The 26,538-nt window shown below is 75.3% G+C and carries 29 protein-coding genes; 10 read left to right on the forward strand and 19 right to left on the reverse strand.

What is annotated here, in order from left to right:
* Positions 1-3: 3 nt before the first annotated feature.
* Positions 4-219, reverse strand: a complete 216-nt coding sequence (locus BTM25_RS28385; protein WP_103566699.1) for a dodecin — start codon at positions 217-219, stop codon at positions 4-6.
* 50 nt (positions 220-269) lie between these two features.
* Here BTM25_RS28385 and BTM25_RS28390 point away from each other — a divergent pair, with 50 nt between their 5' ends.
* From BTM25_RS28390 to BTM25_RS28400, 3 genes are all read left to right on the forward strand, one after another.
* Positions 270-599: a DUF3099 domain-containing protein gene (locus BTM25_RS28390; protein WP_103566700.1), complete on the forward strand. Its 330-nt coding sequence runs from the start codon at positions 270-272 to the stop codon at positions 597-599.
* Positions 600-936: 337 nt separating this feature from the next.
* The gene (locus BTM25_RS28395) at positions 937-2,088 is read left to right on the forward strand and encodes an acyl-CoA dehydrogenase family protein (protein WP_103566702.1); all 1,152 of its coding nucleotides are present in this window, start codon (positions 937-939) and stop codon (positions 2,086-2,088) included.
* Between the two features lie 46 nt (positions 2,089-2,134).
* Positions 2,135-2,851 carry a VIT1/CCC1 transporter family protein gene (locus BTM25_RS28400; protein ID WP_168212269.1) on the forward strand — a complete coding sequence of 239 codons (717 nt, stop codon included), beginning with the start codon at positions 2,135-2,137 and terminating at the stop codon, positions 2,849-2,851.
* Here the strand turns inward: BTM25_RS28400 and BTM25_RS28405 are convergent.
* The gene (locus tag BTM25_RS28405; protein ID WP_205648317.1) at positions 2,814-3,602 is read right to left on the reverse strand and encodes a helical backbone metal receptor; all 789 of its coding nucleotides are present in this window, start codon (positions 3,600-3,602) and stop codon (positions 2,814-2,816) included. The genes BTM25_RS28400 and BTM25_RS28405 overlap by 38 nt on opposite strands.
* On the reverse strand, positions 3,599-6,826 hold the full coding sequence (icmF, locus tag BTM25_RS28410; RefSeq protein WP_103566706.1) for a fused isobutyryl-CoA mutase/GTPase IcmF: 3,228 nt from the start codon (positions 6,824-6,826) through the stop codon (positions 3,599-3,601). The genes BTM25_RS28405 and icmF overlap by 4 nt, the downstream gene beginning before the upstream one ends.
* A gap of 97 nt (positions 6,827-6,923) precedes the next feature.
* On the opposite strand from icmF, the gene BTM25_RS28415 reads away from it, so the two are divergent.
* Positions 6,924-7,424 (forward strand): MarR family transcriptional regulator, encoded by a 501-nt coding sequence (locus BTM25_RS28415; protein ID WP_235828752.1) that lies wholly within the window; start codon positions 6,924-6,926, stop codon positions 7,422-7,424.
* On the opposite strand, the gene BTM25_RS28420 is transcribed toward BTM25_RS28415, so the two are convergent.
* The 7 genes from BTM25_RS28420 to BTM25_RS28450 all read right to left on the reverse strand — a co-directional run bounded on the left by BTM25_RS28420 (position 7,372) and on the right by BTM25_RS28450 (position 15,021).
* Positions 7,372-8,841 carry an MFS transporter gene (locus BTM25_RS28420; RefSeq protein WP_103566707.1) on the reverse strand — a complete coding sequence of 490 codons (1,470 nt, stop codon included), beginning with the start codon at positions 8,839-8,841 and terminating at the stop codon, positions 7,372-7,374. The two genes, BTM25_RS28415 and BTM25_RS28420, sit on opposite strands and share 53 nt — an antisense overlap.
* A gap of 37 nt (positions 8,842-8,878) precedes the next feature.
* On the reverse strand, positions 8,879-9,106 hold the full coding sequence (locus BTM25_RS28425; RefSeq protein WP_103566709.1) for a DUF6457 domain-containing protein: 228 nt from the start codon (positions 9,104-9,106) through the stop codon (positions 8,879-8,881).
* A 25-nt stretch (positions 9,107-9,131) separates the two neighbouring features.
* Positions 9,132-9,899, reverse strand: a complete 768-nt coding sequence (gene mobA, locus BTM25_RS28430; protein WP_205648319.1) for a molybdenum cofactor guanylyltransferase — start codon at positions 9,897-9,899, stop codon at positions 9,132-9,134.
* Between the two features lie 25 nt (positions 9,900-9,924).
* Complete coding sequence (moaA, locus tag BTM25_RS28435; RefSeq protein ID WP_103566878.1) at positions 9,925-10,911, reverse strand: GTP 3',8-cyclase MoaA; 987 nt, start codon at positions 10,909-10,911, stop codon at positions 9,925-9,927.
* 73 nt (positions 10,912-10,984) lie between these two features.
* A complete protein-coding gene (locus BTM25_RS28440; protein ID WP_103566712.1) occupies positions 10,985-11,986 on the reverse strand; it encodes a hypothetical protein in 1,002 nt (333 codons plus the stop codon).
* Between the two features lie 2 nt (positions 11,987-11,988).
* Complete coding sequence (locus BTM25_RS28445; protein ID WP_103566713.1) at positions 11,989-13,185, reverse strand: RtcB family protein; 1,197 nt, start codon at positions 13,183-13,185, stop codon at positions 11,989-11,991.
* A gap of 81 nt (positions 13,186-13,266) precedes the next feature.
* On the reverse strand, positions 13,267-15,021 hold the full coding sequence (locus BTM25_RS28450) for a SelB domain-containing protein (protein WP_103566714.1): 1,755 nt from the start codon (positions 15,019-15,021) through the stop codon (positions 13,267-13,269).
* A 374-nt stretch (positions 15,022-15,395) separates the two neighbouring features.
* Here BTM25_RS28450 and BTM25_RS28455 point away from each other — a divergent pair, with 374 nt between their 5' ends.
* Positions 15,396-17,276: a propionyl-CoA synthetase gene (locus BTM25_RS28455; protein WP_103566716.1), complete on the forward strand. Its 1,881-nt coding sequence runs from the start codon at positions 15,396-15,398 to the stop codon at positions 17,274-17,276.
* Here the strand turns inward: BTM25_RS28455 and selD are convergent, their stop codons facing one another.
* Genes selD through BTM25_RS29865 form a run of 8 tightly spaced genes read right to left on the reverse strand, consistent with a single transcriptional unit; the run spans position 17,277 to position 22,478 of the window.
* Positions 17,277-18,251 carry a selenide, water dikinase SelD gene (gene selD / locus BTM25_RS28460; protein ID WP_235828753.1) on the reverse strand — a complete coding sequence of 325 codons (975 nt, stop codon included), beginning with the start codon at positions 18,249-18,251 and terminating at the stop codon, positions 17,277-17,279.
* A gap of 59 nt (positions 18,252-18,310) precedes the next feature.
* Positions 18,311-20,065, reverse strand: a complete 1,755-nt coding sequence (locus BTM25_RS28465) for a complex I subunit 5 family protein (RefSeq protein WP_103566719.1) — start codon at positions 20,063-20,065, stop codon at positions 18,311-18,313.
* A complete protein-coding gene (locus BTM25_RS28470) occupies positions 20,062-20,430 on the reverse strand; it encodes a sodium:proton antiporter (RefSeq protein WP_103566721.1) in 369 nt (122 codons plus the stop codon). The genes BTM25_RS28465 and BTM25_RS28470 overlap by 4 nt, the downstream gene beginning before the upstream one ends.
* Entirely contained in the window at positions 20,427-21,146 is a 720-nt protein-coding gene (locus tag BTM25_RS28475; RefSeq protein ID WP_103566722.1) for an MnhB domain-containing protein, read from the reverse strand. The genes BTM25_RS28470 and BTM25_RS28475 overlap by 4 nt, the downstream gene beginning before the upstream one ends.
* Complete coding sequence (locus BTM25_RS28480; RefSeq protein ID WP_103566724.1) at positions 21,143-21,427, reverse strand: DUF4040 domain-containing protein; 285 nt, start codon at positions 21,425-21,427, stop codon at positions 21,143-21,145. Before BTM25_RS28480 ends, BTM25_RS28475 begins: the two co-directional genes overlap by 4 nt.
* Positions 21,420-21,719, reverse strand: coding sequence for a monovalent cation/H(+) antiporter subunit G (locus tag BTM25_RS28485; RefSeq protein WP_103566725.1), 300 nt, complete (start codon positions 21,717-21,719; stop codon positions 21,420-21,422). The genes BTM25_RS28480 and BTM25_RS28485 overlap by 8 nt, the downstream gene beginning before the upstream one ends.
* A 31-nt stretch (positions 21,720-21,750) precedes the next feature.
* A complete protein-coding gene (locus BTM25_RS29860) occupies positions 21,751-22,020 on the reverse strand; it encodes a monovalent cation/H+ antiporter complex subunit F (protein ID WP_168212270.1) in 270 nt (89 codons plus the stop codon).
* Positions 22,017-22,478, reverse strand: coding sequence for a hypothetical protein (locus BTM25_RS29865; protein WP_168212271.1), 462 nt, complete (start codon positions 22,476-22,478; stop codon positions 22,017-22,019). Before BTM25_RS29865 ends, BTM25_RS29860 begins: the two co-directional genes overlap by 4 nt.
* A gap of 124 nt (positions 22,479-22,602) precedes the next feature.
* On the opposite strand from BTM25_RS29865, the gene BTM25_RS28495 reads away from it, so the two are divergent.
* On the forward strand, positions 22,603-22,893 hold the full coding sequence (locus BTM25_RS28495; RefSeq protein ID WP_205648320.1) for a DUF6343 family protein: 291 nt from the start codon (positions 22,603-22,605) through the stop codon (positions 22,891-22,893).
* A gap of 32 nt (positions 22,894-22,925) precedes the next feature.
* On the opposite strand, the gene BTM25_RS28500 is transcribed toward BTM25_RS28495, so the two are convergent.
* Positions 22,926-23,696 (reverse strand): SDR family oxidoreductase, encoded by a 771-nt coding sequence (locus BTM25_RS28500; RefSeq protein WP_103566727.1) that lies wholly within the window; start codon positions 23,694-23,696, stop codon positions 22,926-22,928.
* A 119-nt stretch (positions 23,697-23,815) separates the two neighbouring features.
* Here BTM25_RS28500 and BTM25_RS28505 point away from each other — a divergent pair, with 119 nt between their 5' ends.
* From BTM25_RS28505 to BTM25_RS28520, 4 genes are all read left to right on the forward strand, one after another.
* On the forward strand, positions 23,816-23,998 hold the full coding sequence (locus BTM25_RS28505) for a DUF3099 domain-containing protein (RefSeq protein ID WP_103566729.1): 183 nt from the start codon (positions 23,816-23,818) through the stop codon (positions 23,996-23,998).
* A 20-nt stretch (positions 23,999-24,018) separates the two neighbouring features.
* On the forward strand, positions 24,019-24,648 hold the full coding sequence (locus BTM25_RS28510) for a trimeric intracellular cation channel family protein (protein WP_103566884.1): 630 nt from the start codon (positions 24,019-24,021) through the stop codon (positions 24,646-24,648).
* A 9-nt stretch (positions 24,649-24,657) separates the two neighbouring features.
* Positions 24,658-25,470: a formate dehydrogenase accessory sulfurtransferase FdhD gene (gene fdhD, locus BTM25_RS28515; protein WP_103566730.1), complete on the forward strand. Its 813-nt coding sequence runs from the start codon at positions 24,658-24,660 to the stop codon at positions 25,468-25,470.
* A gap of 130 nt (positions 25,471-25,600) precedes the next feature.
* Positions 25,601-26,530, forward strand: a complete 930-nt coding sequence (locus BTM25_RS28520; protein ID WP_103566732.1) for a metal-dependent hydrolase — start codon at positions 25,601-25,603, stop codon at positions 26,528-26,530.
* Positions 26,531-26,538: the final 8 nt, after the last annotated feature.

Consider the following 26,538-nt stretch of genomic DNA (forward strand, 5'->3'; position numbering starts at 1 on the left):
CGCTCAGGACTTGTCCTCCAGGCGGTAGCCGACGCGCAGGCCGACCTGGAAGTGCGCGACCTCGCCGTCGGCGATCTGACCGCGGACCTGCGTCACCTCGAACCAGTCCAGGTGGCGCAGGACCGCGTTCGCGCGGCGGACGCCGTTGCGGATCGCGGCCTCCACGGATTCGGGCGACGTCCCGACGATCTCGGTGACGCCGTAGGTGCGGTCGCTCATGTGCGCTCCCCTGTGTCGTCTTCCTGCTTCCCTGGCCTTACCTTGGAAACGTGAAGGTGAATCCCCGCCGGTCCGAAGACGTCCATCTCGTCACGGACGCGCGGCGCCCGCTGTCGGAGGACATCTCCGCACGGCAGAAGCGGTATCTGCTCTCGATGGGCCTGCGGACGTCCTGCTTCCTCGGCGCCGTGTTCGCCGGGCTCGCGCACGCGCCGTTCTGGGCCGTGGGCGTGCTCGTCCTCGGCGCGATCTTCCTGCCGTACGTGGCGGTCGTCGTGGCGAACGCGGGACGGCGCCCGGACCCGCCCGCGCGGCTGCGCGACGGGCAAAGCAGGCATCACAAGCGCGTTTCCGGGAGCCGTCCGGAAATCGGGTCGTGACATTCTCTTGACTAACTCCGGGGGGTTTCGGTGTACGATTTGTACCGGCGCTCTGGTCCCCCGTCGGAGCGCCCCTACCGGTGTTCCGGGCCCCCGTCGGAACACCGATGATGCGGCGCCGGGTGGATTGCCCCCGTATCCACCCGGCGCCGCTTTTCACTTTCCCGATCCGGCGATTCTCCGCCGTCGCGGCTCCCTGCACAGGCCGGCCCGTCCGGCAAGGCCGTCGCGTGTCCCTTTCCGGCCAGGCCCCCCTGCCCCCGCCTCCCCCGCCGCACCAACCCGAACGGGCTACTAGAATCGAATTCCAGAACACGGGTGAGGGGAAGGGGCCGTGATGCGCCGCACGCTCTACAACGAGGACCACGAGGCGTTCCGGGAGACCATCAGGGACTTCGTCGCGGCCGAGGTCGCGCCGGTCTACGACGACTGGGAGCACGCCGGGCACCCGCCCCGCGACTTCTACAACAAGCTCGGCGAGCTGGGCGTCCTCGGCATCCAGGTGCCCGAGGAGTACGGCGGCGCCGGGGAGACGAGCTTCAAGTACCAGGCGGTCATCTCCGAGGAGTGCGCCCGCGCCGGGGTGAGCTTCGGCGGCTACGGCGTCCACGTCAACCTCGTCCTGCCCTACCTGCTGAAGTACGCCTCCGACGAGCAGAAGCGGCGCTGGCTGCCGCCGTTCGCGACCGGCGAGATGATGACGGCCATCGCGATGACCGAGCCCGGCACCGGCTCCGACCTCGCGGGCATGCAGACCACCGCGCGCCGCGACGGCGACCACTACGTCCTGAACGGCGCCAAGACGTTCATCACCGGCGGCGTCCTCGCCGACCGGGTGCTGGTCGTCGCCCGGACGTCCCCGGCCACGCCGGAGAACCGCCGCGCGGGCCTGTCCATCCTCGTGGTCGACACCACGAGCGAGGGCTACACGGTCGGCCGCAAGCTGGAGAAGATCGGGCTGCGCAGCTCCGACACGGCCGAGCTGGCGTTCTCCGACGTCCGCGTGCCCGTCGAGGACCTGCTCGGCGAGGAGGGGCGCGGGTTCGAGTACCTGACGCACAACCTCGCCGAGGAGCGGCTCGGCATCGCGGTCAGCTCCTACGCGTCCGCCGCCGCGGCCGTGGAGTTCGCGCGCGCGTACGTCCAGGACCGGAACGTGTTCGGACGGCCCGTCGCGTCGTTCCAGAACACCAAGTTCGTCCTGGCCGAGTGCGCCACCGAGGTCGAGGCGGCCCGGTCCCTGGTCGACCGCGCGATCGAGGCCCTGGACGTCGGCGAGCTGACCCCCGCCGACGCGGCCGTCGCCAAGCTGTTCTGCACCGAGGTCCAGGCGCGCGTCGTGGACAAGTGCCTGCAGCTCCACGGGGGCTACGGCTACATCCTGGAGTACCCGATCGCCCGCCTCTACACCGACGCCCGCGTCACGCGGATCTACGGCGGGACGAGCGAGGTCCTGAAGACGATCATCGCCAAGGACATCGGCGTCTGATCCGGCGTTGCTAGCCTGGCCCCGTGATGATCAACGGGCGGGTCCGGTGACGCAGGAGGCTCAGGTCACCGCGCTGCTCGCGCGGCGTGCGGCGCAGGTGCAGCAGGGCGGCGCGCGGGCGGCGGTGCTCGGCGTGAACGACGGGCTCGTCAGCACGCTGTGCCTCGTGCTCGCGGTGGCGGGCGCGGGCTCGGGGGCGCACGCCGTCCGGCTCGCCGGGCTGGCCGGGCTGCTCGCGGGCGCGGTGTCGATGGCGGCCGGCGAGTGGATCTCGGTGAAGGCGCAGGTGGAGCTGTTCCAGGGCGTCCTGGCGGACCTGCGCGACCTCGTCCGCGACCACCCCTCGGTGCTCGGCGGAAAGCTGGAGGACACCTTCCGCACCGCCGGGTTCTCCCCCGCCACCGCCAGCGGCGCCGCCGCCGAGGTCGCCGCCGACGGCGAGCGCCTGTACGCGGCGTCGGCGCGCGAGGTCGTCGGCGTCAACCCGGCCGAGCTGGGGTCGCCGTGGACGGCCGCGCTGTCGTCGTTCGCGCTGTTCGCGCTCGGCTCGGCGGCGCCGCTGCTGCCCTGGCTGGTCGCCGACGGGACGGTCGCGGTCGTCACGTCGATCGGGCTGACGGGCCTGGCCGGGCTCGCGGTCGGCGGCGTCGTCGCGCACTCCAGCGGCCGGCCCGTCCGCTACGGCGCGCTGCGGCAGCTCCTGATCATCCTGCTGTCGTCGGGCGTCACCTACGGCGCGGGCGTCCTGTTCGGGACGGTCTGACGCGGGCGAGCGCCCCGGCCAGCGCCGCCGGGGCGCCGACGAGCGACGGGCCGTACCAGGTGAGGTAACGGCCGCTGACGAGCGCGGCGGGCAGGCCGGGGAAGGCCTCCGGGCCGTCCCCGGCGGTGAAGGCGTACGGCTCGTCGGGCAGGACGACCAGGTCGGCGCCGGACGCGGTCAGCTCCTCCAGCGCGACCTTCGGGTAGCGCTCGGGGTGCCCGGCGTAGACGTTGGCGACGCCGAGCCGCGCGAGGACGTCCCCGGCGAAGGTGTCGCGGCCGAGGACCATCCATGGCCGCCGCCAGATCGGGACGATCGCGCGGCGCGGCGGGCCGGGCGTGTGCGCAGCCCAGACGCGGGCGGCGTCGTCCAGCCAGCCGGGCACCGGGAGCCCGCAGCCTTCGGCCAGCATCCGGCGCAGCGAGACCAGCGCGCCGTCCACCGTGCGGATCTCGGTCATCCAGACCGGGACGCCCGCCGCGCGCAGCGCCGCCACGTCCGGGGCCCGGTTCTCCTCGGCGTTGCCGACGACGAGGTCGGGTTCCAGCGCGCGGATCGCGTCCAGGTCGGGGTTCTTGGTGCCCCGGATCCGGACGACGTCCAGGCCGACGGGGTGGGAGCACCAGTCGGTGGCGCCGACGAGCAGGCCCGGCGCGGTCACGGCGAGCGTCTCGGTCAGCGACGGGACGAGCGAGACCACGCGCCGGACGGGCCGCCGCACCGGCACGTCCGCGCCGGTGTCGTCCCTCACACGTTCCGCCGGTACTGGCCGCCGACCTCGAAGAACGCGTCGGAGATCTGCTGGAGGGTGCAGACGCGGGCGGCGTCCATCAGCGCCGCGAACACGTTGCCGCCCGACCGCGCCGTCTCCCGCAGCGCGGCGAGCGCGGCGACGGCCTCGTCCCGGTGCGCCTGCCGGAACGCCCGGACGCGGTCGAGCTGCGACCGCTTCTCGGCCTCGGTCGCGCGGGCCAGCTCGACGCGCCGCTCCTCCTTCTCCTCCTCGGCGGGCAGGAAGGTGTTCACGCCGATCAGCGGGAGCGAGCCGTCGTGCTTGCGGCGCTCGTAGAGCATCGACTCGTCCTGGATGCGCCCGCGCTGGTAGCCGGTCTCCATCGCGCCGAGGACGCCGCCGCGCTCGCTGATCCGGTCGAACTCGGCGAGCACGGCGGCCTCGACCAGGTCGGTCAGCTCGTCCACGATGAACGAGCCTTGCAGCGGGTTCTCGTTCATCGCGAGGCCCCACTCGCGGTTGATGACGAGCTGGATCGCCAGCGCGCGGCGGACGGACTCGGCGGTCGGCGTCGTCACGGCCTCGTCGTAGGCGTTGGTGTGGAGGCTGTTGCAGTTGTCGTAGATCGCGATGAGCGCCTGGAGCGTCGTCCGGATGTCGTTGAAGTGCATCTCCTGCGCGTGCAGGGACCGCCCGGACGTCTGGACGTGGTACTTCAGCTTCTGGCTGCGCTCGTTCGCCCCGTACCGGTCGCGCATCGCCACGGCCCAGACCCGCCGCGCGACGCGGCCGAGGACGGTGTACTCGGGGTCCATGCCGTTGGAGAAGAAGAACGACAGGTTGGGGGCGAAGTCGTCCACGTCCATGCCGCGCGCGAGATAGGACTCGACGTAGGTGAACCCGTTGGCGAGCGTGAACGCGAGCTGGCTGATGGGGTTCGCCCCGGCCTCGGCGATGTGGTAGCCGGAGATCGACACCGAGTAGAAGTTGCGGACGCCGTGGTCGATGAACCACTGCTGGACGTCGCCCATCATCCGCAGCGCGAACTCGGTGGAGAAGATGCAGGTGTTCTGGCCCTGGTCCTCCTTGAGGATGTCGGCCTGGACGGTCCCGCGCACGGTCCGCAGCACCTCGGCGCGGACGCGCTCGGCCTCCTCGGGGACGGGCTCGCGGCCGTGCTCGGCGCGGAAGGCGTCCAGGCCCTGGTCGATCGCGGTGTTGAGGAAGAACGCGAGGATCGCCGGGGCCGGGCCGTTGATCGTCATGGACACCGAGGTCGTCGGCGCGGCGAGGTCGAAGCCCGCGTAGAGCGCCTTCATGTCGTCCAGCGTGGCGATCGAGACGCCGGACGTGCCGACCTTGCCGTAGATGTCGGGGCGTTCGTCGGGGTCGCGGCCGTAGAGCGTCACCGAGTCGAACGCGGTGGACAGCCGCGTCGCGGGCTGGCCCTCCGACAGCAGCTTGAAGCGGCGGTTGGTGCGGAACGGGTCGCCCTCGCCCGCGAACATGCGGGCCGGGTCCTCGCCGTCGCACTTGAACGGGAAGACGCCGGCGGTGAACGGGAACCGTCCGGGCAGGTTCTCGGCGCGCAGGAACCGCAGCAGCTCGCCGTGGTCGGTGTAGCGGGGCAGCGCGACGCGCGGGATCCGGCTGCCCGACAGGGACTCGCGGGTGAGGGCGGTGCGCAGCTCGCGGTCGCGGATCCGGACGACCTGCTCGTCCCCCGAGTACGCCTCGACCAGCGCGGGCCAGCCGTCGATCAGCGCAGCGTTCTCCGGCGCGACGTCGCGGCGGGCGGCGTCGAGCAGGCCGTCCACCTCGGCCGTGTCCGTCAGCTCGGCGCGGACCTCGGCCAGCCGCTGGACGCGCCGGACCGCCACCGCCTGCCGGTCCGTTTCGGCGTGGTAGGACCGGACGGTCTCGGCGATCTCCGCCAGGTACCGGACGCGGCCCGGCGGCAGCGCCTGCGCGGCCCGGGTGGACGTCCGGGTGGCCACGGCGGGCAGCGCGCCTTCTTCCACCGGCAGGCCGTGCTCGACGAGCAGGTCGCGCAGGTGGAGGTAGAGCGCGGTGACGCCGTCGTCGTCGAACGTCGCGGCGCTCGTGCCGAACACCGGCATGTCGTCCGGACGGGCGGTGAAGTCCTCCCGGTTGCGGAGCATCTGCCGGGACACGTCGCGCAGCGCGTCCTCGGCGCCGCGCCGCTCGAACTTGTTGATCGCCACGACGTCGGCGAAGTCGAGCATGTCGATCTTCTCGAGCTGGGACGCGGCGCCGAACTCGGGCGTCATGACGTACAGGGACGCGTCGGCGAGCGGGACGACGGCCGCGTCGCCCTGCCCGATCCCGGGCGTCTCCAGGATCACCAGGTCGTATCCGGCGGCCTTGCAGGCGTCGAGCACGCCCTCGATGCCGTCCGGCAGCTCGCGGGCGCCGCGCGTGGCGAGGGACCGGAAGAAGACGTGGTCGCCGTCCAGGGCGTTCATGCGGATCCGGTCGCCGAGCAGCGCGCCGCCGCCGCGCCGCCGGGTCGGGTCGACGGCGAGGACGGCGACGCGCAGCTTGTCGCGCTGGTCCGCCCGCAGGCGGCGGACCAGCTCGTCGGTCAGCGACGACTTGCCGGACCCGCCGGTGCCGGTGATGCCGAGGACGGGCACCCGGCGGCGCCCGGCGGCCGCCGCCAGCGCCGCGCGGTCGGCGTCGGGCAGCCGGCCCGCCTCCAGGCAGGTGATCGCGCGGGCCAGCGCGCGGCGGTCCCCGGCGAGGACGGCGTCCACGGCGGGCGGCGCGGCCGTGAGGTCGACGTCGCAGTCGCGGACCAGCTCGTTGATCATGCCGGGCAGGCCGAGGCGCTGGCCGTCGTCCGGGGAGAAGATCCGCACCCCGGCGCGGGCCAGCCGCGCGATCTCCTCGGCGACGATCACCCCGCCGCCCCCGCCGAAGACCCGGACGTGCCCGGCTCCGGCCTCGGCGAGCGCCCGCGCCAGGTACTCGAAGTACTCGACGTGGCCGCCCTGGTAGGAGCTGATCGCGACGCCCTGCGCGTCCTCCTCCAGGACGGCGTCGACGACCTCGCGGACGGACCGGTCGTGCCCGAGGTGGACGACCTCGGCGCCCTGCGCCTGGAGGATCCGCCGCATGATGTTGATCGCCGCGTCGTGGCCGTCGAACAGGGCGGCGGCCGTCACGAACCGCACCGGGTGGACCGGCACGTGCAGGGCGTTCGCGTCCGGTCCGGCCATGTCCGCCTCCGACTTGCTTGGACGTCAAATATTTGGAAGCTAAAATAGTTTCCGTGCGCGCGTCCGTCAAGCGACCCCGGTGGCCTACGGTGGGCCGGTGACCAGTCGTCCCCTCGACCCCATCGGCGAGGCGCACCGGCAGTGGAGCGCCCGCTGGCCCGCGCACGCCGACCAGATGGCCGCCGTGACGTCCGTCATGCGCGCCCAGCAGATCCTGCTCGGGCGCGTCGAGGGCGTCCTCAAGCCGCACGGGCTGACGTTCGCCGCCTACGAGGCCCTGCGGCTGCTCGCGTTCACCCGCGCGGGCGAGCTGCCGATGGGCAAGATGGGCGAGCGGCTCATGGTCCATCCCGCCTCGGTGACCAACGTGATCGGACGGCTGGAGCGGCGCGGGCTCGTCACCCGGCGCCCCTCCCCCGGCGACCGGCGGATCGTCCTCGCCGAGATCACCCCGGCGGGCCGCGAGCTGGCCGAGACCGCCACCGAGGCCCTGCACGACGCGGGGTTCGGGCTGCCCGACCTCACCGCCGAGCAGGCCGCCGCGATCACCGGCGCGCTGCGGGCCGTGCGGGTGTCGGCGGGGGAACTCGGTCCCTGAGCCTGCCGCGGCGGTTCAGCGCCAGGTCGGCGAGCGCCGCCGCGAGCGCGCACACGACGAACGCGAGGATCACGACGAGCCCGCGCCGGAACCCGTCCGCCCACGCTTCGGCCGCGCCCGGCCGCGCGCCCCCGACGGCCGCGAAGAACACCGCGCCGACGCCCGCGATGCCGACGGCCGTCCCGACGCGCTGGCCGGTCTGGAGCACCCCGGCCGCGCTGCCGCCCTCGGCGGACGGCACCTCCGACAGCGTGATCGTCTGGTTCGGGGAGATCACGAACCCGCTGCCGACCCCGGCCAGCAGCAGCGGCGCCGCTGTCAGCCACGCCACGCCCCCGCCGGGGTGCAGCTCGACCGCGATCCACGCGCCGACCAGCCCGGCCGCGACCATCGCCAGCCCGCCGGCCACCAGCGGGCGCCCGTAGTGCGCGACGAGCCGTCCGCCCGCCGCCGCGCCCGACCCAGACCCGAGCGCGAACGGGGTGATGGCGAGGCCCGCGCCGAACGCGCTGTAGCCGAGGCCGTTCTGCAGGTAGAGCGTGAAGATGAAGAAGATGCCGGTGAACCCGGCGAAGTAGAGCAGCGCGATGGCGCTGCCGAGCGCGTAGGACCGGTGCCGGAACAGCGCGAGGTCGACCATCGGCGCGGCGGCCCGCCGCTCGCGCCGGACGAACGCCGCCAGCAGCAGCAGCGCGGCCGGGACCAGCAGCCATTTGAGCGCGCCGTGCCACTGCCGTTCCTGGACGAACGGCAGCATGAGGACCAGGACGGCCGCGCCGAGCAGCACGACCCCCGGCACGTCCAGGCCCCGGCGCTCGCCCCGTCCGGGGGCCGGGAGCAGCCGGTGCGCGATCGGCAGCGCGGCCAGGCCGACCGGGACGTTGACGTAGAAGACCCAGCGCCAGCCCTCCTGCGGCCCGGCGAGGGCGATCAGCGCGCCGCCGGTCAGCGGCCCGGCGGCGGTCGCGACGCCGATCACCGTGCCGAGCGCGCCGAACGCCCGGCCCCGGTCAGGGCCCTGGAAGAGCTGCTGGATGAACCCGGCGACCTGCGGGGTCAGCACGCCGCCCGCCACGCCCTGGACCAGCCGCGCCCCGATCAGCCAGCCGATGCCGGGCGCGACGCCCGCGACCGCGCTGGCCAGCGTGAACAGCGCGAGCCCGGCGAGGAACACCGCGCGGCGGCTGCGGGCGTCGCCGAGCCGTCCCGCCGGGACGAGCACGAGCCCGAACGTCAGCGCGTACCCCGACAGGATCCACTGCAGGGACGCCTCGGACGCGTGCAGCCCCTCCCGGATCGACGGGAGCGCGACGTTGACGATGCTGACGTCCAGCAGCGTCATGAACGCCGCGACGAGGCACACCGCGAGGGCCTGCCACCGGCGTACGCCGTCCGCCGGGGTCGCGTGGTCGGTCATGCCGGGGCTCCTCTCCGGGACGCCGCCGGTCAAACGGTCAGCCGGCGTCCCAGCCCTCGGCGAGCGCCGTCAGGCGGGCCGCCGCGTCCCGGGCCGCCGCGCCGCGCCCGACGGCGATCCCGAGCAGGAACGTCGTGACCGGCGCGCCCGGCCGCGCGACGCCGTGCGCGACCTCGCGGGCGAGGTCCAGCACGAGGTCGCGGTCCAGGTCGGCGCGGTCGATGCCGAGTTCCGCGCAGGCCGTCTCGATCCATTCCTCCAGCACGTGCCGTCCCCTCTCCGGTGGGATGTCAGGCGCGTCCGGGCCACAGGGTCCGCGCGCGGGTCAGGTCCTCGGGGGTGTCGCAGTCGAACCACGGGGGGCCGTCCCCGGCCGGGAGGGCGACGGCGGCGGGGCGCAGCGGGCCGAGCAGGCCGCGCAGGGACGCGCCTTGGTAGGCGTCGAGCGCAGTGCGCAGGGCGTCGGTGTTCCAGCAGCCCGCGAGCCACTGTTCGCGGCCGTCGGCGTCCACCAGGACGGCCCCGGTGCCGTTGCGCTCGGCCGCGTCCAGCAGCGCGCCGAGGTGCGCCGCGCGCAGGAACGGCAGATCCGCCGCCAGCACCGCCGTCCACCGCGCACCGGCCGCCGGCCCGCCGGCAGGCGTCCCGGACGGCCCGCCGGGCGGAGCCGCGGCCAGCGGGCCGGGCGGAGCCGCGGGCGGCGGGCCGGGCGGAGCCGCGGGCGGCGGGCCGGGCGGGGTCGCGGACAACCCGTCAGGCGGGGTCGCGGGCGGAGTTGCGGGCGGGGTCGCGGGTGGCGGGGCGGGGAGGGCGGCCAGGCCGGCGCGCAGCGCGGGGACGGGCCCGCCGCCGGGCGGGTCCTCGCGGACGACGCGGGCGTGCGGGACGTCCGGCCGCGCCGGGCCGACGACGACGAGCCGCCCCGCGTCCGCCGCCGCGTCGGCGACACGGGCGAGCAGGGAGCGTCCGCCGACGCGCGCGGCGGGCTTGTCGGCGCCGCCGAGCCGCCGGGCCCGGCCGCCGGCCAGGACCACCGCGTCGAATCGGGTCTCCCGCACGTGGTCCATCGTCGCACGCGGCCGGTCAGCCGCCGATCGCCGACATGGGCCGGACGGGCTGCAGGAAGCCCGGGTCGTCGATGCCGTGCCCCGCGCGCTTGCGCCCCACCGCGGCCCGCCAGCGCGCGGCCAGCTCGGCGTCGGACGCCCCGGCGCGCAGCGCGCCGCGCAGGTCGGACTCCTCGGTCGCGAACAGGCAGTTGCGGATCTGGCCGTCGGCGGTGAGCCGCACGCGGTCGCACGCGCCGCAGAACGGGCGCGTCACCGACCCGATGACGCCGACGCGGTCCGGCCCGCCGTCCACCAGGAACGACTCGGCGGGAGCGCTGCCGCGCTCGGCGTCCTCGGGGACGAGCGCGAACGCGGCGCCGAGCCGGTCCAGGATCTCGTCGGCGGTGATCATCCCGGCGCGGTCCCAGCCGTGCTGGGCGTCCAGCGGCATCTGCTCGATGAAGCGCAGCCGGTAGCCGTGGTCCAGGCAGTACCGCAGCAGCGGGACGGCCTCATGATCGTTGATCCCGCGCATCAGCACCGCGTTGACCTTGACGGGCGCCAGGCCCGCCGCGTGCGCCGCTTCGAGGCCGCGCAGCACGTCGGCGAGCCGGTCGCGGTGCGCGAGCCGCCGGAACGTCGCCGGGTCGAGCGTGTCCAGTGACACGTTCACCCGGTCGAGCCCGGCGGCGGCGAGCGGTGCGGCGAGCCGGTCCAGCCCGATGCCGTTGGTGGTGAGCGAGATCTCCGGGCGCGGACGCAGCGCCGCCGCCTCGGCGACCAGGCCGGGCAGGCCGCGCCGCAGCAGCGGCTCCCCGCCCGTGAAACGGACCTCGGTGATGCCCAGCTCCGTCACGCCGATCCCGACGAGCCGGACGACCTCCTCGTCCGTCAGCAGTTCCGGTTTGGGCAGCCAGTCCAGACCCTCGGGCGGCATGCAGTACGAGCACCGCAGATTGCACCGGTCCGTCAGCGAGACCCGCAGGTCCGTGGCGGTCCGGCCGTGGTCGTCGACCAGCACGGGCACCTCTTTCCCCGCCTCGCGGCGGTCACGTCCCGTCCAGCCTAGGCGGGGACCGGACGTTCCGGACGCATCACGCGGGCGCGGCCCGGTCGATGACGCCGGTCAGCGCGGCGAGCAGGACCGGATCGGGCGGCGCGGACGCGGGACGGACCAGGGCGTGCGCCCGCTCCGCGCCGACGCGCACCAGGTCGTCCAGGCAGCGGACGCCCGCCGCCGCGAGCGCCTCGGCGTCGCGGCGCGGCAGCCCGCAGTTGCCGATCAGCCGGGCGCGTCCCCGGTCGAGCGCGCCGTGCCGGTCCCAGACCTCGGACCCCAGGTCGTCCGGGTCCGTCGGCGCGTCCGGGCGGGCCAGCACGTCGGCCCGCGCCCGCCGCGCCACCGCCACGTCGCGGTGGAACGACCGGAACACCTGGATCTCGCCGGACGCGTAGAAGCAGCTCCCGAACGTCCGGCCGAGGAACTCGGCGTCCGTGCCGTACGGGCCGGACGGGTCCAGCCGGGACGCCTGGACGGCCCACCGCCGCGCCTCGCGGGCGCTGCGCGGCAGCAGCGCGACGACTCCGCCCCGGCGCTCGAAGTGGCCTTCGTCCCGGTAGGGCGGCCGGTCGTCCGCGCTCAGCCAGGCGCGCGGGTCGGCCGCCGCCGCGTCCAGGCCGTGCGTCCGCCACACGACCGTCCCGTCCGGCGCCGGACGCCGCGTGCGCCGGGCCAGGTCGCGGGCCGCGCGGACGGTGAGCGGCGTGTGCCACGACGGGACGAGCGCGATCGGGTCGGCGGGGTCGGCGTCGAACGGCGTCGGGACGAGGAACGGCCGGTCGATCACCAGCAGCGTCCCCGGCCGCGCCTGGTAGGCGAGGCCCCACAGCAGCCGCGCGAGGAACCGGGCGCCGTGCCGGTCCGACAGGACGTGCCAGGTCCCGTGGAAGCGGTTGGTGCTGAACCGCGCGGACGTGCCCGGGCGCGGCGTGACGACCGTGTACGTCCGCCCGTCCAGCCGCAGGACGCGGCGGTGCAGCTTGAGGCGGGCGGTGGCGGCCCGCGCGGTCGCGGGCCGCTGCCGCCCGCCTCCCACCGTCAGCCGCCCTTCACGCAGACGAGCTGGCGCAGGTGCGCGACGACCTCGACGAGGTCGGACTGCTGGGCCATGACGGTCTCCAGGTCCTTGTAGGCGCCGGGGATCTCGTCCAGGACGCCGGTGTCCTTGCGGCACTCGACGCCCTCGGTCTGCGCGACGAGGTCGTCCAGCGTGAACGCCTTGCGGGCCTTGTTGCGGCTCATCCGGCGGCCCGCGCCGTGCGACGCCGAGTTGAACGCGGCCGTGTTGCCGAGGCCGCGCACGATGTAGGTGCCGGTCGCCATCGAGCCGGGGATGATGCCGAGGTCGCCCCGGCCCGCGCGGATCGCGCCCTTGCGGGTGACGAGCAGGTCGACGCCGTCGTAGGTCTCCTCCGCCACGTAGTTGTGGTGGCAGGAGATGACCTCGCCCCAGGTGCAGCGCTTCTCGCCGAACCGCTGGGTCACGACGCGCTGCGCGAGCGCGGTCATGACGGCCCGGTTGCGGCGCGCGTACTCCTGCGCCCAGAACAGGTCGTTGCGGTAGGCGTCCATCTCCTCGGAGCCCGCGAGGAACACTGCGAGGTCGGTGTCGGGCAGGTCCTGGTTGTGCGGCAGCTTGCGCGCCGCCTCGATGTGCCGTTCGGCCAGCTCGTTGCCGATGCCGCGCGACCCCGAGTGCAGGACGAGCCAGATCCCGCCGTCGTCGTCGGCGCACAGCTCGATGAAGTGGTTGCCGCCGCCGAGGGTGCCCATCTGCTGGCGGGCGCGCCCGAAGCGGTCCCGGACGCCGTGGTGCAGCCCGTCGAACTCGCTCCAGAAGTCGTACCAGCCGCGCAGCTTCAGGGCGGGCAGCGCCGACGGGTCCACCGGCTCGCGGTGCGATCCCCGGCCCACCGGCACGGCCTTCTCCAGCCGGTACCGCAGGCCGGACAGGTCGTCGGGCAGGTCCTCGACCGTCAGCGACGACTGCACCGCGGTCATCCCGCAGCCGATGTCGACGCCGACGGCCGCCGGGGCGACGGCGTCGCGCATCGCGATGACCGACCCGACCGTCGCGCCCTTGCCGTAGTGGACGTCGGGCATCACCGCGAGTCCCGCGACCCACGGCAGGCCCGCGACGTTGCGGAGCTGCTCGCGCGCCACGTCCTCCACGGACGCCGGGTCGGTCCACATGCGGATCGGGACGCGGCCGCCCTCGATCGTCTGGTAGGGCACGATCTTCCCTTCACCGGTCGAAGAATGTCCGGAACGCCAGGCGTTCACGGGCTCTATGACACAGAACCGGGCCGGGGAAGATCAATCGGTTTTCGGCGGCACGCGGTGGGTGAGGCCCATGCGGTCCAGGTGCTCCAGCAGCGCGACGGCCACCCGCCGGGACGTCGTCAGCGCCGCGCCCACGTCCGCCGGGGTGAACGGCTGCGGCAGGTCTGAGAGGACGCGCAGCGCCGCGCGGTCCGCGCCGGGCAGCAGCACGACGTCGCCCGCGAGCCGCAGGACGGCCCCGGCGCGTTCGGCGGCGTCCAGCGCCCCGCCGGTCAGGCCCAGCTCGGCGAGCCGTTCGGCGGGCGGCGCCCCGAACGGCGCGGGCCGCAGGTCCCCGGCGAGCCGCGCCACGGCGGCGGCGACGCCGGGCGGCAGCGGGGGCGGCGGGCCGTGGACGCGTCCGCCCGCCACCCGCAGTCCGGGCTCGCCGGGGGCGCGGGCGAGCGCGGCGACCAGGTCGCGGGACGGCAGGCCGAGCCGCAGCCGCGCCGTCTCGACCGGCAGGCCGGGCGCGTCCGGACGGTCGGCGGCGTGCCGGACGGCAGCGGCGGCCAGGCGGGCGCGCAGGTCCGTCCACGCGGCCGGGTCGGCGACCCAGTCCGGGCAGGGCTCGACCGCCCCGGCGGGGACCGGGCAGCCCAGCGCGGCCAGCTCCGCGCGCCGCAGGACGCCGCGCCGGCGCAGGACCGCGACGCCGTCCGGGCGGTCGGGCCAGGACGCCAGCTCCCGCGCGCGGGCCGCCGCCGCGCCGCGCCCGAGCAGCGGCGGCGGCCGGACGTCCAGCACGTGCGCGCCCGCGAGCACGCCCCGCTCCGGGTCGCGCAGCAGCGCGGCGTCCCCGGCGTGCAGGGGCAGCCGCGCGTTCAGCGTGAGCCGCGCGGTGTCGGGGCCGAGCGGGTGCAGCCGGACGCGGACGGTCGTGGACCCGGTGTGCAGGACCATCCGGCGCGGCAGCCGTCCGGACGCCTCGCCCGAGCGGGTCCGCACGTCCACGGCGGTCGTGTGGGTCCACGCGCCGGGCGTCACCAGCGCCATGCCGGGCGCGGCGCGCACCGAGTCGGGCAGGACGAGCGAGATCCGCGCGACGCCGTGCGCGCTCGGGCTCGGCGCCCCGCCGGACCGGACGGCCCGCACCCGCACCCGCGCGCCCGCCGGCAGGAGCAGCAGCTCGTCGCCCGCCGCGACCGTGCCCGCGCCGAGCGTCCCGGTGACGAGCACGGTCGCGGGCACGCCGGGCACCGCGCCCGACCGGCACGCGCCGTCGATCCAGAACCGGACGGGCGCGGCGGGGTCGGGCACCGGCAGCCGCGCGGCGAGCCGGTCCAGCGCGGCGACCAGGTCGTCCGGGCCGGTGCCGCCGGCCGTGCTCACCGCGACGGCCTCGGCGCCGCGCAGCCCGGTCGCGGCGAGCCGGTCGCGGGCCTGGCGCAGCGCGGGCCGGGGGTCGGCGACGTCGGCGCGGGTGACGGCGAGGACCGCGTGCCGCACGCCGAGCGCGTCCAGCGCCGCGACGTGCGCGCCGGTCTGCTCGCGCCAGCCCTCGTCGGCGGCGACGGCGATCAGCGCGGCGGTCGCCGACCCGGCGGCGACGGCCATCGCCGGGACCGAGCGCGGGCCGCCGGGGGTGTCCACGAACGCGAGCCGGGTGCCGGACGGCAGGTCCGTCCACGCGGCGGCGAGCCCGCTGGCGTCGCCGGGCGCGAGCGGCACCGGGTCGCGGCCGGTGAGGGCCCGCACGAGGGCGGACTTCCCGTGGCCCGCGTGGCCGGCGGTGACGACGACCTGCATCAGGGCTGACCCCTCCCGGGGTGAACGGCGTGGGGACGGATCTCCGTTGCGGTACCGGGCGGCCGAGGATCCGTGGCACAACCCTAGGGAGGGCGGAGCCCGCCGCGAAAGACGGTCCCGCTCACCAAGTGAAATTCTCACCGAACCTCGGGACCGGGGACGACCGCCGCGGCCGCGGGCGAGAATCGGCGGATTCCGTCCTTGTCGGCTTTTCGCCGCCGGTTCCCGGGCGTCCCACACGGTGACACCCGTCCCGCCTGACTCGCGGCGTCATCGGTGTCACCGCACCCCTTGACGCCGGGCGCACCCCACGTGCCTATTAGGGAGGCGCCCCGAACCGAGGACGGGGCGCGTCCCGGCACGGGGAGGACCACATGGGCGTCTACGGGGCGGCGTACGAGCGCAGCATCACCGATCCCACCCGCTTCTGGGGGCTCGCGGCCCGCGACGTCCGGTGGCTCGTCCCGCCGGACCGGGTGCTGGACGACGGCGCCCCGCCGTTCTACCGCTGGTTCACCGGCGGCGAGCTGAACACCTGCGACAACGCGCTCGACCGGCACGTCGCCGAGGGGCGCGGCGCGCAGCCCGCGCTGATCTACGACAGCCCCGTCACCGGGACCGCCCGCACCTACACCTACCGGGAGCTGACGAACCTGACCGCGCGGTTCGCGGGCGCCCTGTTAGCGCTCGGCGTGCGCACGGGCGACCGCGTCGTGCTCTACATGCCGATGATCCCCGAGGCGGTCGTGGCGATGCTGGCCTGCGCGCGGATCGGGGCCGTCCACTCGGTGGTGTTCGGCGGGTTCGCGGCGCGGGAGCTGGCGCTGCGGATCGACGACGCGCGGCCGAAGGCGGTCGTGTCGGCGTCGTGCGGGATCGAGGGGTCGCGTGTCGTCCCGTACAAGCCGCTGCTGGACGAGGCGCTGCGCCTGGCGTCGCACCCGGTGCGGCACTGCGTGATCAAGCAGCGGGACGCGCTGCGGGCCCCGCTGGCGTGCCCCCGCGACGTGGACTGGGACGAGGCCGTCGCCGCCGCCGAGCCCGCCGACTGCGTCCCGGTCGCGGCGACCGATCCGCTCTACATCCTCTACACGTCCGGGACGACCGGGCGGCCCAAGGGCGTCGTCCGCGACAACGGCGGGCACGCGGTGGCGCTGCGCTGGTCGATGGAGAACGTGTACGGGGCTCGTCCGGGCGACGTGTTCTGGGCGGCGTCGGACGTCGGCTGGGTCGTCGGGCACTCCTACATCGTGTACGGGCCGCTGCTGACGGGCTGCACGACCGTCCTGTACGAGGGCAAGCCGGTCGGGACGCCGGACGCGGGCGCGTTCTGGCGGGTCGCGGCCGAGCACCGGGTGAACGTGCTGCTCGCCGCGCCGACCGCGATCCGCGCGATCCGCCGCGAGGACCCGTCCGGGCGGCTGGCCACCGGGCACGACCTGTCGGCGCTGGAGGCGCTGTTCCTCGCCGGGGAGCGCCTGGACCCCGAGACGTACCGGTGGGCGGCCGGGACGCTCGGCCGCCCGGTCGTGGACCACTGGTGGCAGACCGAGACGGGCTGGCCGATCGTGGCGAACCCGCGCGGGCTGGAGGAGCTGCCGGTCAAGCCGGGGTCGCCGTCGGTGCCGGTGCCGGGCTTCGCGGTGCGCGTCCTCGGCCCGGACGGCGACCCGGTCCCGCCGGGCGTGGACGGCGACGTCGTGCTGCGGCTCCCGCTCCCGCCGGGCACGCTCCCGACGCTGTGGCAGGACGACGAGCGGTTCGTGGAGTCCTACCTGACCCGCCATCCCGGCCACTACCTCACCGGCGACGGCGGCCACGTCGACGCCGACGGCTACGTCTGGATCATGGGCCGCACCGACGACGTCATCAACGTGGCCGGGCACCGGCTGTCCACCGGGTCGATGGAGGAGGCGCTGTCGGGGCATCCGGCGGTGGCCGAGTGCGCGGTGATCGGCGTCGGCGACCCGGTCAAGGGCCAGGTCCCGCGCGGGTTCGTCGTGCTCAAGGCGGGCGCGGACGCCGATCCGGCGGCGCTGGCGGGCGAGCTGGTGGCGCTGGTGCGGGCGCGGATCGGCCCGGTCGCGGCGCTGCGGGAGGTCGCGGTGGTGCCCGCGCTGCCGAAGACGCGCTCGGGGAAGATCCTGCGCGGCGCGATGCGCGGGATCGCCGACGGGGAGGACGTCCCGGTGCCGTCCACGATCGAGGACCCGGCCGTCCTGGACGCGCTGCGCCCGGTGCTGCGCCGCGACTGATCAGCGGACGACCAGCAGCGCCTCCCCGCGCGGGACCAGCTCGCCGATCACCGGCGCGCCCGGGATCTCCCCGGCCAGCAGCAGGCCGCCGGAGGTCTGGGCGTCGGCGAGCAGCAGCCGCTCGTCCTCGGCGATCCGGCCGAAGTCGGTCCGGTCGGCGACCCAGGCGAGGTTGTGGTGCGTGCCGGGCGGGACGAACCCGTCGCGGGCCGACGCGCGGGCGCCGTCGAGGTAGGGGACGGCGGCGGCCTCGACCACGGCCGTGACGCCGCTCGCGCGGGCGATCCGGTAGAGCTGGCCGAGCAGGCCCGTCCCGCCGACCGCGCCCGCGCACGCGACACCGCCGGCCAGGGCCAGGCCGGACGCGGCGGCGTTCAGCCGGGTCATCGCCGCGACGGCCGCCGGGAACGCCTCGCCGGTCGCGCGGTGCCGCGCGTTGAGGACGCCGAGGCCGAGCGGTTTGGTGAGCGACAGCGGCACGCCCGGCACGCCCGCCTCCGGCCGCAGCATCCGGCCCGGGTCGGCGACGCCGGTGACGGCGAGCCCGTAGGTCGGCTCGGTGCCGTCGGCGCCGTGGCCGCCCGCGATGACGCACCCGGCCGCCGCCGCGCCGTCCCGGCCGCCGCGCAGCACCTCGCGGGCGAGGTCGTCGCCGAGCGCGGCGTGCGGCCAGGTGAGCAGGTTCAGCGCCATGACGGGCCGGCCGCCGGCCGCGTAGACGGGCGAGAACGCGTCGGCGGCGGCGATCCGGCCCCAGTCGTAGGGGTCGTCCACGACCGGCGCGCAGAACGCGGCGGCCGAGACGACCGCGTGCTCGCCGGGCCGTCCGGCGGGCGGGAGCAGGACGGCGGCGTCGCCGTGGGTCTCGGCGGCGGGGCCGGCGAGGCGGTCCAGGACGGCGGGCGGGAGGCGTCCGGCACCGCCACCGCCACGGGCGTACCGGGTGAGCCGGAGGGGAGCGGGAGGGCCGATCACCTGGGCAGGTATTTCACGGAACATGCCAAACGATCAACAAACAAGTGGTATCGGACTGGTCACCGCCAGAGCTGGAGCGCGGCGAACACGGCCGTCCCGGCGGCGAGCCAGGCCGCGTAGTCGCCCGCGTGGCCCGAGTGGAGGAGGTGCAGCGGCCGGACCAGGCGGCCCGTCACCCGTCCCTCGCCGCGCCGCAGGCCCGTCCATGCGACGAGCGCGGCGAGCGCGACGCCCGCGAACGCCAGGGCCAGGCCGTCCGGGCTCGCGAACGGCGTCGCCGCCGGATGCGGGACGGGCTCGCGGACGCCCCCGAGCACCGCCGCGTGCAGCGCCGCCGTGTCGGTGAAGACGGCGGCCCCGGCCGTCAGCGCGCGGTCCAGGCCGGGCAGAAGGCCGAGCAGCAGCCCGGCGGCGGCCAGGAGAAGCGCGGGGAGGGTCATCGTCCACGGGGTGCGCGGCAGCTCGCGCCCGGTCTCGGCCTTCTCGTCCGACGCGCCGTGCGCGGCCGGGCGGCCCGCGCCCCGGAACACGTGCAGCCACACCCGCAGCACCGCGCCGCCCGTGAGCGCCGACACCGCGAGCGCGACCGGCGTCACCCACCACCAGCCGCGCTCCCCCGCCGCGTGCTCGATGACCGATTTGCCCGCCCACAGGCCGGACGGCGGCAGCCCCGCGAGCCCGAGCCCGCCGAGCAGGAACACCGGCCCGGTGACGCGCAGCCCGCGTCCGCGCCCGTGCAGGCCGTCCTCGTCCACCGAGCCGAACCGGTTGAGCAGCGTGCCCGCCGCGAGGAACAGGCCCGCCTTCGCCCCGGCGTGGCCGAGCAGGTAGCAGGCGGCGCCGGCGAGGGCGTGGCGGTCCAGCAGCGCGACGCCGACCAGCAGCAGCCCGGCGTGACTGATCGTGGAGTAGGCCAGCAGCCGCTTGATGTGCCGCTGCGTGACGCACATGACGGCGCCGAGCAGCGCGGTGAGCGCGCCGAGGACGGCCAGGGACCGTCCGGCCGCGATCGCGCCGCCGGCGAAGACCGTCCAGTACAGCCGCGCGATGGCGTAGACCCCGAGTTCCACCATGACGCCGGAGAACAGCACGCAGACGGGCGTCGGGGCGACGGCGTGCGCGTCGGCCAGCCAGAAGTGGAACGGGACGGCCGCCGCCTTCACCAGGAAGCCCGTCGCGACCAGCACGAACCCGGCGGTCGTCAGCGCGTCGCGGGACGCGCCCACATGGTCGCCGAGGACGAGCAGGTTCAGCTCGCCCGTCCGCGCGTACAGCAGGCCGATGCCGGTGAGCGTGAGCGTCCCGCCGAGCGAGGCGACGACGCCGAAGTTCAGCGCGCCGTGGACGGTCTTCGGCTCCTCGGGCAGGTAGCCGGTGAGGACGACCGCGATCACGCTCATCAGCTCGTAGAACACGAACTGGTCGAACAGATCGCCGGTCAGCACGAACCCGCACATCGCGCCGGTGAACAGCAGGAGCAGCGCGTGGAACGCCGCGTGGACCTCGGTGAAGAAACGCCACGTGTAGACCAGCGACGCGAGCGCGAGCACCGCGATCGTCAGCGCGAGGCCCGCCGCGAACGGGTCGGCGACGAGCGCGATCCCCGGCGCCCCGGTGCGCGGCGACCACCCGCCGGGCCATTCGGTGAGCGGCCCGCCGCGCGTCCGGGCCAGGACGGCGCCGAGCAGCCCGCACAGTGCGAGGACGACGGCGGCGGCGCACGCGTCGACCACGCGGCGGGGCAGCAGCCGTCCGGCGGCGGCCAGCAGCGCGGCGGCGCCGCACGGCAGGCCGATCGCCGTCTGGAGGATCACCGGGGCTCCCGCGGCGCGGCGCTCTCCAGCGACCGCAGCCGGCCCGGGTCCAGCGTGCCGCGCCGCTTGGCGACCTGGACGGCCAGCGCCAGCAGCATCGCGGTGATCGTCGCTCCGACGACGATGTCGGTGAGCGCCATCGCCTGCACGACCGGGTCGGTGACCGGACGGGACCCGGGCGCGATGTCGGAGAACACCGGCGACGTCCCGCCCTTGTGGTAGCCGACGAGCAGCAGCAGGACGTACGTGGACGACTGCGCCACCGACACGCACACGATCGCGTGGACGAGGTCCCGCGTCGTCGCGACCCCGTACACGCCGACGAGCAGGATCCACAGCGGGACGAGGTAGACCGCCCAGCTCACCGGGCCTCCTTCCGGCGCGGCCTGATCTCCAGCGCCTGCTCGAAGAACCGGGCGAGCACGATGACGAACCCGCACGCGACCTCGGCGCCGACGACCGCGTTGAGCCACGGGACCGTCCGCGCGCCGCGCTCGGTCGCCGTCAGCGCCCCGGCCGCGAGCGCGGACACGACGAACAGCGCGGCGGCCGACGACTCGGCGATCTCGAACGGCGGGATCGGCCGCAGCCGCTTCAGCGCCGGGTAGTCCCCGGCCAGGTAGACCAGGTGCAGCGCGCTCGCGAGCACGACGCCGCCCTGGAACCCGCCGCCGGGCGAGGAGTAGCCGTTCGCCACGACGTACGCGCCGACGACGAGCGTCACCGGCAGCAGCAGCGCGCCGGTCAGGCGGAGCGCGTCGAACACGTCGGCGGGGCCGTGCCGCAGGTCGCCGCCCGCGCGCAGCCGCTCGTCGCGGACGGCGCGCAGCAGCACCACCGCGCCGAGCGCCGCCGCGAACAGGATCAGTTCCTCCCCGACCGTGTCCAGCGCGCGCTGGTCGAAGTTGACCGACGCGATGATGTTGGGGGTGTCCTGGTCCGTCCCGGCGCGGACGGCCCGCGCGCCGTACGGGTGCGCGCCGAGCCCGAAGGCCGGCAGTCCGGGCAGGGCGCGGATCAGCAGCACGGCGATCCCGGCGGCCCCCGCGAAGAACAGGGCGGCGCGGGCGCGGGGCGTCACGCGCCGTCCTCCCGCTCGCGCTCGGCGCGGCGCCGCGCGGCCCTCCCCGCCGACCGCGCGGCGCGCAGGGCGAGCACGACCAGCAGCGGCAGGACGACGGTGCCGACGCCGATCTGCGACATCGCGACGTCCGGGGCCTGGAGGACGACGAACAGCACGCCGAGCGCGAGCCCGTACCCGGACAGGACGATCGCCTGCCGTCCCGGATCGCGCGTCAGCACGACCCCGGTCGCGGCCCCGGCGGTGAGCAGCAGCGCGGCGACGACGAGCGCGTCAGCCATCGCCGTCGCCGTCCGTCCGGCGCGGATGCGCGGCGCGCGCCGTCGCGACGACGGCGGCGGGCCCGCTGAGCACGACGAGCAGCGCGACGACCACGATCTTCACGCCGTCGTGCCACGTCGTCCGCGCGTCCGGCGCCAGCAGCAGCCCCACCGTGACGAGCGGCGCCGCGAGCACCGCCACCGGCCCCGACAGATGCAGCCGACCGTGCACACCCGGGTTCGCGAGCAGCCGCACCGCCGAGACGACAGCGACCGAGACCCCCGCCCACACGAACACCAACCCCGCGCTCATGGTGTTCCCCGCGCGCCCGCGGCACAGGCGCTCACAGGATTCTCCCGAAGAAGCGGGCGTAGACGAGGACGCCCGCGAGGGACAGCAGGGCCAGCAGCAGCGCGGCGTCGAGGTAGGCGGGACGGGCGTAGGCGACCGACAGCAGGACGAGCAGCAGCGTCGCGATCGTCCCGGCGGCGCTCAGCGCGGCGAGCCGGGCCAGCGGGCCGCCGCGCAGCAGCGCGCCGAGGCACGGCGCGAGGCCCCCGGCGAGCAGGACCAGCGCGGGCAGCGCCCACTCGGCGCGCACGCCGCCGCTCACCGGCCGAGCCCCCGTTCGACCAGGTCGGGGCCGGACGCCAGCCGGTGCAGGACGAACACGCCCCGCTCCGGATCGACCTGCGTGACGAACGTCCCGGGCGCGGCCGACAGCAGCAGCGTGACGACGCCCGTCCAGTCCGGTCCGGCGGGCGCGGGGCCGCGGAACTCGGCGCGCGCGCCGGACGGCACCGGCAGCGCCAGCCACCGCGCGTCCGCGACGATCTGCACCGGCAGCGCCGCGACGGCCCGCGCCGCGCCGCCGCGCCGGGCGGGCTCGGGACGCTCCGGGCCGCTGGTCAGCAGCCGCGCGGCGGCGTACCCGGCGGCCGAGGCGACCACGGCGGCGACGCCCGCCACGACGAGCTGCGGCCAGACGATCTCGGAGATCAGCGCGACGTACAGCGCGAAGCAGAGCGCGGCGGTCGCCGCGACCGCCACGGCCCGTCTCGCCCCCCGCACACGCGCTCCCGCGTCCCGTCGTCCCGTCACGACCGGTTGGTACCCGCGAGCGGGCGATCATGCGCTTCCGGCGAAAGCCTCGAATTCCTGCATGTCACGCCATAGCACCGGGCAGGGGGGCGCCATGAAGACCGAGCGCGACACCGAGAACGGACGGCGGCACGGGGTGGAGCGCGGCAGCGCGCTCGGCGGCGCGCCGTGGGGCCGCAGCCCGCTGAACCTGCGGCTCGCGCTGGCCGCGTTCGGCCTCGCCGCGAGCGTCGCGCTCGCCGTGCTGAGCTTCGCCGCCGGGCTGCCCTGGCTCGGGATCGTGATGGCGGTGATCGCCGCCGTCGCGCTCGCCGACGTCGTGGTCGTCGGCCGGCGGGTGGTCCGGCGGCGCCGGCGCGGCGAGCACCACTCGCTGTTCGAGTGAGCCGCGGAGGACGGTCCCCCGCGGCCCGCGCGTCACAGGGTGGTGAGCCCGCCGTCCACCGGGATGACCGCGCCGTTGACGTACGACCCGGCGCGGCTGGCCAGGAACACCGCGACGCCCGCCATGTCGTCCGGACGGCCGATGCGCTTCAGCGGCACCGTCTCGCTGATGATCTCGCCGAACGCGTCCAGCGTCGCCGCCATCATCTTGGACTCGAACGGGCCGGGCGCGACGGCGTTCACGGTGATCTGCTGCGGCCCGAGCTCCTTGGCGAGGACGCGGGTGAGCTGGTGCACCCCGGCCTTGCTCGTCGTGTAGGCGTAGCGCTCGCCGGGCGTCATGATGCCGTCCACCGACCCGATGTTGATCACGCGCGCCGGGTCGCCCTCGACCGCCGCCGCGCGCAGCGCGGGCAGCAGCGCCCGGGTGAGGTAGAACGGCGACTTCAGGTTGAGGTCCACGACCTTGTCCCACGCCGCCGCCGGGAACTCCTCCAGCGGCGCGCCCCAGGTCGCCCCGGCGTTGTTGACCAGCACGTGCAGCGCGCCGCCGTCCAGCTCGGCCGTCACCGCCTCGGCGAGGCGCACGCACTCGGCCTCGGTGCTGACGTCGGCGGGGATCGCCGTCACCGTCCCGTACGGGGACAGCTCGGCGGCGGCCTTCTCGCACGCCTCGGCCTTCCGGGAGCTGATGACGACCTTCGCCGCACCCGCCTGGAGCAGGCCGCGGGCGATCATCAGGCCGATCCCTCGGGTTCCTCCGGTGACCAGCGCGGTCTTCCCGGCGAGGCTGAACAGATCCATCCAGGCGTCCTTCCCAAGTCCGATTCGGTTTCAGTCCCGAACGTATCGAAGCGTCCCCGGCCGATCCCACGCAGTGTCCGCGCGGTTCGCGGCGATCTCCCAGCGCGTACGGTGGAAGCATGAGACGGCGCAAGGTCGCGTACGGGATCATGATGGGCGTCTGCCTGGTCCTGTTCGTCCTGGCCTGGACGGTCGTGTGGCGCTTCTCGGTGCCCGCCGCCGTCGTCATGGCCGTCGTCGCGATGGTCATCCCGCCGTTCGCCGCGATCGTCGCGAACTGGAACATCGACGGGCGGCGGTGACGGCGCGCCCGCTCCCGGGCATGATCGTCTTCATGGGCGTCCTCGCCGCGCTGGACCTCGCGGGCATCTTCGTGTTCGCGCTGTCGGGCGCGCTCACGGCCGTCCGGCAGCGGCTCGACCTGGTCGGGATGGCCGTCCTCGCCGGGGCGACCGCGCTCGGCGGCGGGATCCTGCGGGACGTCGCGATCGGGGCCGTCCCGCCGAAGGCGTTCACCAGCGTCGGGTACGTCGTGATGCCGCTCGCCGCGTCCGCGCTCGTCTTCTTCTGGCATCCGCAGGTGACGCGGCTGCTGCCCGCCGTCCTGTTCTTCGACGCCGCCGGGCTCGGCCTGTTCTGCGCGACCGGGACGGAGAAGGCCCTCGCCTACGGGCTGTCGCCGGCGCACGCGGTGCTGCTCGGCGTCGTCACGGCCGTCGGCGGCGGCGTGCTGCGGGACGTGCTGAGCGGGCAGATCCCGTCCGTCCTGTACGACCGGCAGCTCTACGCGCTGCCCGCCGCGCTCGGCGCGTCCGTCGTCGCGGTGACGCAGGTGCTCGGGGCGGGCGGCGGCGCGGTGACGGCCGGGGCGGCGGCGCTGGCGTTCGCGCTGCGGCTGCTCGCGCTGCGGTACGGCTGGCGGACGCCGCGTCCGCGCGGAGTTCCGGGGTAGCGTGCCCTCATGGGGCGGATCACCGTGCGCAGGCCGGTCCTGCGGCTGAGCACCACCGGAGCGGCCGGCCGGCGGCCCGACACGCTCGCCGTCGAGGAGCCGCTGGAGATCCGCGTGGCGGGACGTCCGCTGACGATCACGATGCGGACGCCCGGCGCCGACTTCGACCTCGTGACGGGCTTCCTCGCCGCCGAGGGGATCATCGGCGGCCCCGGCGACGTCGCCGCGCTGCGGTACTGCGCCGACACGACCGAGCAGAACACCCTGGACGTCGTGCTCGCGCCCGGCGTCCGCCCGCCCGAGGCGGCGCTGACGCGGGCGTTCACGACGACGAGCGCGTGCGGCGTGTGCGGCAAGTCCAGCATCGAGGCGCTGGCGGCCGAGCGGCCCTACGACGTCGCCGCCGACCCCGTCACGGTCACCGCCGCCGTCCTCGCGTCCCTGCCCGACCGGCTCCGCGCGGCGCAGCGCGTCTTCGACCGGACGGGCGGGCTGCACGCCGCCGGGCTGTTCGACGCGGCGGGGGAACCGCTGGCCGTCCGCGAGGACGTCGGCCGCCACAACGCCGTCGACAAGGTCGTCGGCTGGGCGCTGCGCGCCGGCCTGCTGCCGCTGTCGGGACGGATCCTCATGGTGAGCGGGCGCGCGTCCTTCGAGCTGACGCAGAAGGCGGCGCAGGCCGGGATCCCCGTGCTGGCGGCGGTGTCGGCGCCGTCGTCGCTCGCGGTGGACCTCGCCGAGGACGCCGGGCTGACGCTCGTGGGCTTCCTGCGCGGCGAGTCGATGAACGTCTACACCGGGGCCGGGCGCATCGCGACCTGAGACTTTGTCACCCGCGGACAGAACGCACGCGTCCGCGCACTGTGTCCGATTTAATTGGTCGCTCTCCGTACTGCGCGGTAGGTCTTGTCTGTACCCTTCGTCGGACACGGTACGGATGTGAGGAGTGAGAATGACGAGGTCGACGCCCGAGAGCCCCGCGTCCGCGATCGACGAGCGGCACCCTCCGATCCGGCCGCGCCGGGTCTCCTTCGACTGGACGAAGACGCCGCTGCACTGGATCCCCGGCGACCCGGTCGCCACGCACATCATCAACTCGTTCCACATCGTCCTGCCCGAGGGCGAGAAGTGGTTCATCCAGTGCGTGAAGGACGCCCGTCCCTACATCAAGGACGAGCAGCTCCTGGAGGAGATCAAGGGCTTCATCGGGCAGGAGATGGTGCACGCCCGCTCGCACCAGGGCGTCCTCGACCAGATCCTCAGCGCCAACGGCATCGACGTCAGCAAGATCACCGAGGCGGCGGCCAAGGGCAACGCCGACCGGCCCGCGCAGATGGCCGCGCTCAAGAAGAAGAACCCGCGCGCCTGGCGGCGGCGCCTCCGGTTCGAGCTGGCGGCCGTCGCGTCCATCGAGCACTACACGGCCGTCCTCGGCCAGTGGCTCATGGAGGACGACCGGCTCGACAAGGCCGGGATCGACCCGACCATGCTCGACCTGCTGCGCTGGCACGGCGCCGAGGAGGTCGAGCACCGGTCCGTCGTGTTCGACGTCTTCCAGGCGCTCGGCGGACGCTACCCGACCCGCGTCCTCGCCTGGGTGGTGTCGCTGTTCTTCCTCTACTGGGCGCTGATCGGCGGCTCGCTGTACCTGCTCAAGCAGGACCCGACCGTCAAGCGCGTCTCGCTGCCGCGCGTCCTGATCGCCTACCGGCGGTCGGTGCGCCGGGGGCACGTGCCCGGGATCTTCAAGCTGCTGCTCGGCGAGGCGCCCATCTACCTCAAGCCGTCGCACCACCCGTCGCAGATCTGCTCCACGCCGAAGGCCCTGGAGTACATCCACCGCTCGCCCGCCGCCCGGTCCGCCGGCTACGACCCGTACTAAAAGGTCTT

It is taken from the genome of Actinomadura rubteroloni (assembly GCF_002911665.1).
GTDB classification, from domain to species: domain Bacteria; phylum Actinomycetota; class Actinomycetes; order Streptosporangiales; family Streptosporangiaceae; genus Spirillospora; species Spirillospora rubteroloni.